The following is a 6629-nucleotide window of genomic DNA, read 5'->3' as shown; positions in this document are numbered from 1 at the left end:
CGCCTGCGGCTCCTCCCGCGGCCCTGTGGATAACTCGCCCACATCCACAGAACCCCATTCGGCCGCCTACCGTCGGGGCCCGCCGTAGCACCCTGGGCGCCATGCACCGCCCACACCCCGCTACCCCACACCCCGCCACCCCCCCTCACCACGCCCACCGGTCCTCCAGCCCACGCGGCACCCCGTCCGGGCCCTGTAGCCCCTGAGGGAGAAGCACCGACACCCACAGCAACACTCCGGGAGGGGACACCTCCCATCCAGGGAAAAGCCGATCGCGGGCTCCCAAATCCAGCGACGCCACCCACCCCACCCTCACTCGCCGACCGGACCGCCCGAATCACCCGAGCGATCCCCCCGGCCGTCGCCTGCCGTCAGACGGCCGCCCACATCTGGGGCCTGAGCGCCCTCCACACCCCAGAAGCCGACTGGCCCATAGAGCTGACCGCCCCCGCCCACCTGGCTCTCCCCGGTTGCGTCACCTACATGGCGCCGCTCCCACCCGAAGACATCACCATGCACAAGGGCGTCCGCCTCACCACCATGGAACGCACAGCCCTCGACTGCGCCCGCTGGCTCCCCCGCATGGAGGCGGTGGCGATCCTCGACCAGTTCGCACGCCGGGGCGTCGATCTCGATGCTCTGTGGCACCGCCCGCTCAACTCCTGGCGCCTGCGTGACACCCTCGGCCTCGCCGATCGGGGCGCCGCCTCACCCAGGGAGAGCTGGCTCCGGGTCATCCTCGTGGAAGGCGGCCTCCCCAGACCCACCACCCAAATCGGGGTCGAGCTGGGCGACGACCGGCTCGCGTACCTCGACCTGGGCTGGGAGGAGTTCAAGGTCGCAGTCGAGTACGACGGCCAGGAGCACCACACCTCACCCGCCGACCAGCAACGCGACGCGGATCGCCGTGAGGAGCTTCGCCGACGCGGCTGGCGCGTGATCGCCGTCCGCCGCGACGTCATCCCCGGCCAGATCGCCGACCTCCTCCATCACGTGGCCAACACCCTGATCGAACGCGGCTGGCAACCCGGCCCGGAGCGCACCAACCACATCCTCCGCCGCATCCGAGCCGCCCGCCGCCGCTCCCGCTTCCGATTAATCAGCCCTCCGCCACCCCATCCCGCTGTGCTTGGGTAGCGAGCGCCTGAATGCCGACCGACCGTCGCGCCTGAACGCCGACCAGGCATCACATCGGACCGTCGGTTGGCCGTCACGCAGGACTGTCGGCCGGACGCCACATCGAACCGTCGGCTGGGTGTGACGCCGGAGTGTCGGTCGGTTGTCACGCCGGAACGTCTGGTGGGCGTTCGTGGCGGAACGTCGGCTGGCCGGCCGTTGTGACGACCGTCCAGCAGCCGGAAACCAGGCGGGTTGTGGCGACTGGGAGTCCGTCGTGGTGGGGGTGGAGCTGAGTGCGGGTGGCCGCTGCCAGGGTCAGCCGACTGCGACAGGGAGCTCCTTGATGCCGTTGATGAAGTTCGAGCGAAGGCGGCGAGCCGGGCCCGTTTGGCGGAGTTTGGGGCGGCGGCGAGCCAACTGCTCGAAGAGGATCCGGAGTTCGAGTTTGGCCAGGTGGTTGCCCAGGCAGAAGTGGGCTCCACCACCGCCGAAGCCGATGTGCGGGTTCGGGTCGCGGGTGATGTCGAAGACTTCGGGGTCGGAGAAGACAGTGGTGTCGCGGTTGGCGGAGGCGTAGAAGACCACGACTTTGTCGTCGGCCTTGATCTCCTGCCCGCCCAGCACCTGGTCGGTGGTGGAGGTGCGACGGAAGAGGTTGACCGGGGAGACCCAGCGGACGATTTCGTCGGCGGCGGTCTTGGCGAGCGTGGGGTCGGCGACCAGGCGGGCCCACTGGTCGGGGTGCTCGAAGAGGGTGAGCATGCCGCCGGAGGCCGCGTTGCGGGTCGTCTCGTTGCCGGCGACCGCCAGAAGGAGGATAAAGAGGTTGAACTCGTTCTGGTCCAGCGTCTCGCCGTGCTCGTTGGGCTGGAGGAGCTTGGTGACGATGTCGTTCTTCGGGGTGTCTCTGCGTCGTGTCGCGAGTTCGTTGGCGTAGGCGAAGACCTCCATGGCGGCGGCCGAGCCCTCCTCGGGAGACTCCGAGTAGTCCGGATCCTGGCTGCCGATCATGCGGTTGGACCAGGTGAAGAGCTTGTCGCGGTCCGCCACGGGCGCGCCGAGCAATTCGCAGATCACGTACAGAGGGAGCGGCGCGGCGACTTCGGTGACGAAGTCGATCTCGCCGGTGCACTTGTCGAGGAGGTCGTCGCAGATGTCGCGGATGTGCTCTTCGAGGGCGCCGATCGTGCGCGGGGTGAAGCCGCGGTTGACCAGGGAACGCCGTCTCGTGTGCTCGGGCGGGTCCTGGTTGAGCATCATGTGCCGCTGGAGATCGATCTGATCCTGGGTCAGCTCTTCGAACAGGGCGAGCTTCCTGTGTGAGGAGAACCGGTCGGAGTGCCGCGATATGTGGACGACGTCCTCGTATCGGGTGACGGCCCAGAATCCTGGCTCGCCCTCGTGCCAGTGGACGGGGGAGTTCGCGCGGAGCCAGGCGAGCTGCTCGTGTGGTGGTCCGGTGGTTGCGTAAATGTCCCTGTCGACGAGGTCGATGTGCACCAGATTCACCCTCTTGATCAAGCGCTTGGTTAAATGCTACTTGAAACGTGTTCTATTACGTCCCTGTACGACCGTCAAGGGGCAATGTAGTGGCGAAATGGCTCCACAAGCGGCCCGCCGGAGTCGGGTGTTCACCGGGTGGCATGGCTTGTGCCAGGTCCCCGCGGTCGCCGGCGATGGCGGCCTCGCTTGGTGGCGGGCGCATGTGCAAGTCATCGGCCGGGTTTCGTGTGAGTGAGTCATCGGGCGGGTGTGCGGGAGCTATCGGGTGGGTTTGTGTGAGTGAGCCATTGGGTGGGTGTGTGAGAGCTATCGGGCGGGTGAGTGCGAGCTTCGGCTGGTTTCGTGCGCGATATGGAGGATCTACGGGTCGGATGCAGCTTGGGTTTGTGCGCGGTGCGACTCCTCGAGGAGCACGTTCGCCTCTCACCAGCCGCCGTGCCCGTCCCCCGAGTCATCGCTTCCAGGGTCGCGACCGTCGAGTCATCGCCCCAAAGCCGTTGTCCGTCGAGCAGTTGTCCGTCGAGTCGTCGTCTGCCAAGCCGTCCCCTCTTGGTTGCCAGCCCAAGGCATCCCGCCCGAAGGTCGCAAGCTTCCAGGCCGCAGCGGGTCGGGCCCTTGAGTCGGCGTCCGGACCCGCAGGATGTCGCTGCCGGAGATCGAGGCCTCGTCCGCCACCACCGTCGGGCTGTTGTGTCGGACGGCTCGTCGACGCGGCGCTTCGTATGGGTCATGGCCCGTCGTCGTGGCTCGCTGTCGTGGCTCGCTGTCGTGGCTCGTCGCACTGGCTCGTCGTGGTGGTCCGTCGTGGTGGTCCGTCGTGGTGGTCCGTCGCGGTGGTCCGTCGCGGTGGCCCGCTGTCGTGGGCCGCTGTCGTGGGCCTTCACATGGGGTGTCTTGCTTCTTGTGTGGGCTTGATGTTGGGTTTACCTCCGATGTTTTTAGGGGCATTAATCCGTGTATGTGAACGCAGCCATCGGAGCGGTAAAGTCGCTTCACAGGTGTAGTCCACCCCTCAAGGGTGTCTTTCGAGGTCACGGATCGGATGTATCCGTCTTGACGCACTTGACATGCTCTGCCTGGTCGCACGAGCATCATGAATCGAGACATCCGATGTATATGTGAAGGATGCGGTGTGAAGCTGCTGCGAGTAGGACCTGTCGGTCAGGAACGTCCGGTGGTCATGGATGACGCCGGTAACCTGCGCGACATCGGAGAGCCCGAGATTGATGGGGCTTTCCTCGCTTCCGGGGGAGTGGCGCGCGTCCGGGACGCGCTCGAGCGCGGTGCCCTGCCCGTCGTCGATGCCGAAGGGTTGCGGATCGGCGCCCCGATCGCGCGTCCAGGCAAGATCGTGTGTATCGGCCTGAACTACAGCGACCATGCCGCCGAGTCCGGGCAGGACGTGCCGGCCGAGCCGGTCGTGTTCATGAAGGCCGCGAACACCATGGTCGGCCCGTACGACGAGGTGCTTGTGCCCAGGGGCAGTGTGAAGACCGACTGGGAGGTGGAGTTGGCCGTGGTCATCGGCCAGGAGGCGCGCTACCTGGGCAGCCGGGAGGAGGCGCTCGGCGTGATCGCCGGGTACGCGATCTCCAACGACGTCTCCGAACGCGAGTTCCAGCTCGAACGCGGTGGGCAGTGGGACAAGGGCAAGTCGTGCGAGACGTTCAACCCGCTCGGCCCGTGGCTGGTGACGGCGGACGAGGTGGGCGACCCGCAGAGCCTGCCGCTGCGCCTCTGGGTGAACGGTGAGCTGCGCCAGGACGGCGACACCAAGAACATGATCTTCGATGTGGCCGAGATCGTGCGCTACCTGAGCCAGTTCATGGTCCTGGAACCGGGTGACGTGATCAATACGGGTACGCCGGCCGGCGTGGCGATGGGCATGCCGGGGCAGCCGTACCTGCGTGAAGGTGACGTGATGGAGCTGGAGATCGAGGGGCTCGGGCGGCAGCGCCAGATGGTGGGGCAAGCATGACGACTCCTGGCGCGTACCGGATCGTCGGGATGGAGACGCACGACGTGCGGTTCCCGACCTCGCGCGAGCTGGACGGCTCGGATGCGATGAATCCGGATCCCGACTACTCCGCGGCCTATGTCGTGCTCACGACCGATGACGGGTTCGAGGGGCACGGGTTCGCGTTCACGATCGGGCGCGGCAACGACATCCAGACCACGGCCATCAGCGCGCTCGAGCCGTACGTGATCGGCAAGGACGTCGAGGACCTCGGCACGCTCTACAAGGACATGGTCAACGACTCGCAGCTGCGCTGGCTGGGGCCGGAGAAGGGCGTCATGCACATGGCGATCTCCGCCGTGGTCAACGCCCTGTGGGACCTCAAGGCCAAGCGGGCGGGCAAGCCGTTGTGGCGGCTGCTGTCCGAGATGTCCCCCGAGGAGATCGTCGACCTCATCGACTTCCGCTACATCAGCGACGCGCTGACGCCGCAGGAGGCTCTCCAGATCCTGACGAGCCAGGAGCCGGGCAAGGAAGAGCGGATCAACCGGCTCATCGAGGTCGGCTATCCCGCCTACACCACCTCCCCCGGGTGGCTCGGGTACGACGACGACAAGCTGCGCAGGCTCTGCAAGGAGGCCCTTGAACAGGGCTTCAAGCAGATCAAGCTCAAGGTCGGCGCCGACCTGGAGGACGACCGGCGCAGGTTCAGGGTCGCCCGCGAGGTCTGCGGCCCCGACTTCCCGATCGCCATCGACGCCAACCAGCGCTGGGACGTCGGATCGGGCATCGAGTGGATCAACGCGCTGGGCGAGTTCCACCCGCACTGGGTCGAGGAGCCGACCAGCCCCGACGACGTGCTCGGCCACGCCGCCATCGCCAGAGGCATCGCGCCCATCCCCGTGGCCACCGGCGAGCACGTCCAGAACCGCATCGTGTTCAAGCAGCTCCTGCAGGCCGACGCCATCTCCTACCTGCAGATCGACTCGGCCAGGGTCGGCGGCGTCAACGAGAACCTGGCGATCATGCTGCTCGCGGCCAAGTTCGGCGTGCCGGTGTGCCCCCACGCGGGCGGCGTCGGGCTGTGCGAGCTGGTGCAGCACCTGTCGATGTTCGACTATGTAGCGATCACCGGCTCCATGGACAACCGCGTGATCGAGTACGTCGACCACCTCCACGAGCACTTCGTGGACCCGGTGGTCATCCGCAACGGCCGTTATGTCGCACCGTCCGCGCCCGGCTTCAGCGCGGAGATGCATGCAGTGTCGATCGCCGCCCATACATTCCCCGGCGGCGAGGTCTGGAGGGACGCGTGAGCCTGAAAGCGATCGTGACCGGTGGCGGCTCCGGGATCGGGCTGGCCGCGGCCACCCTGCTCGCCGAGCGCGGCATGAAGGTCGCCTGCCTTGACGTCAACCCGCCCGGTGACCCCTTCATCGGGATCAAGGTCGATGTCACGGACGACGCGGAGGTACGGGCGGCGGTGGCGGAGGCCGCCGACCGGCTGGGTGGCATCGATGTGCTCGTCAACAACGCGGGCATCGGCGCGCAGGGCACCATCGAGGACAACCCGGACAACGAGTGGCAGAGGGTGTTCGACGTCAACGTGTTCGGCATGGTCCGGGTCGCGCGGGCGGCGCTGCCGTACCTCAGGCAGTCCGAGCACGCCTCGATCGTCAACACCTGCTCGATCGCGGCCACCGCGGGCCTGCCGCAGCGCGCGCTCTACAGCGCGACCAAGGGCGCGGTGCTGTCGCTCACCCTGGCGATGGCCGCGGACCACATCCGTGAGGGCATCCGCGTCAACTGCGTCAACCCCGGCACCGCGGACACCCCGTGGGTCGCCAGGCTGCTCGACCGGGCCGACGACCCAGAAGGGGAGCGGGCCGCACTGAACGCCAGGCAGCCGATGGGCCGCCTGGTCAGCGCGGAGGAGGTGGCGGCGGCGATCGCCTACCTCGCCAGCCCCGAAGCCGGCGCCACCACCGGGGTCGCCCTCGCGGTCGACGGAGGTATGCAAGGGCTCCGGCTCAGAACATCGAGCTAAGGA

Annotated in this window: 5 protein-coding genes; 4 read left to right on the top strand and 1 reads right to left on the bottom strand. The window is 67.4% G+C overall.

Going from position 1 to position 6629, the window contains the following annotated elements:
• Positions 1-483: 483 nt before the first annotated feature.
• Positions 484-1137 (top strand): DUF559 domain-containing protein, encoded by a 654-nt coding sequence (locus ABZS69_RS49095; protein ID WP_355386344.1) that lies wholly within the window; start codon positions 484-486, stop codon positions 1135-1137.
• A gap of 297 nt (positions 1138-1434) precedes the next feature.
• Here the strand turns inward: ABZS69_RS49095 and ABZS69_RS49090 are convergent, their stop codons facing one another.
• Positions 1435-2619 carry a cytochrome P450 gene (locus tag ABZS69_RS49090; RefSeq protein WP_355386341.1) on the bottom strand — a complete coding sequence of 395 codons (1185 nt, stop codon included), beginning with the start codon at positions 2617-2619 and terminating at the stop codon, positions 1435-1437.
• 1135 nt (positions 2620-3754) lie between these two features.
• Between ABZS69_RS49090 and ABZS69_RS49085 the strand changes: the two genes are divergently transcribed.
• Genes ABZS69_RS49085 through ABZS69_RS49075 form a run of 3 tightly spaced genes read left to right on the top strand, consistent with a single transcriptional unit; the run spans position 3755 to position 6626 of the window.
• Positions 3755-4600: a fumarylacetoacetate hydrolase family protein gene (locus ABZS69_RS49085; protein ID WP_355386338.1), complete on the top strand. Its 846-nt coding sequence runs from the start codon at positions 3755-3757 to the stop codon at positions 4598-4600.
• Positions 4597-5895 (top strand): L-fuconate dehydratase, encoded by a 1299-nt coding sequence (locus ABZS69_RS49080; RefSeq protein WP_355386335.1) that lies wholly within the window; start codon positions 4597-4599, stop codon positions 5893-5895. Before ABZS69_RS49085 ends, ABZS69_RS49080 begins: the two co-directional genes overlap by 4 nt.
• Positions 5892-6626 (top strand): SDR family oxidoreductase, encoded by a 735-nt coding sequence (locus tag ABZS69_RS49075; protein WP_355386332.1) that lies wholly within the window; start codon positions 5892-5894, stop codon positions 6624-6626. Before ABZS69_RS49080 ends, ABZS69_RS49075 begins: the two co-directional genes overlap by 4 nt.
• Positions 6627-6629: the final 3 nt, after the last annotated feature.

Origin of the sequence: Nonomuraea sp. NPDC005650 (assembly GCF_040605375.1) — a bacterium.
Lineage (GTDB): Bacteria > Actinomycetota > Actinomycetes > Streptosporangiales > Streptosporangiaceae > Nonomuraea.
This window is presented reverse-complemented; position numbering and strand designations above follow the sequence as displayed.

Bases quoted from the DNA above. Each gene is read 5' to 3' on its own strand.
- ABZS69_RS49095 (WP_355386344.1), top strand. From the start codon at position 484: ATGGCGCCGCTCCCACCCGAAGACATCACCATGCACAAGGGCGTCCGC.
- ABZS69_RS49080 (WP_355386335.1), top strand. From the start codon at position 4,597: ATGACGACTCCTGGCGCGTACCGGATCGTCGGGATGGAGACGCACGAC.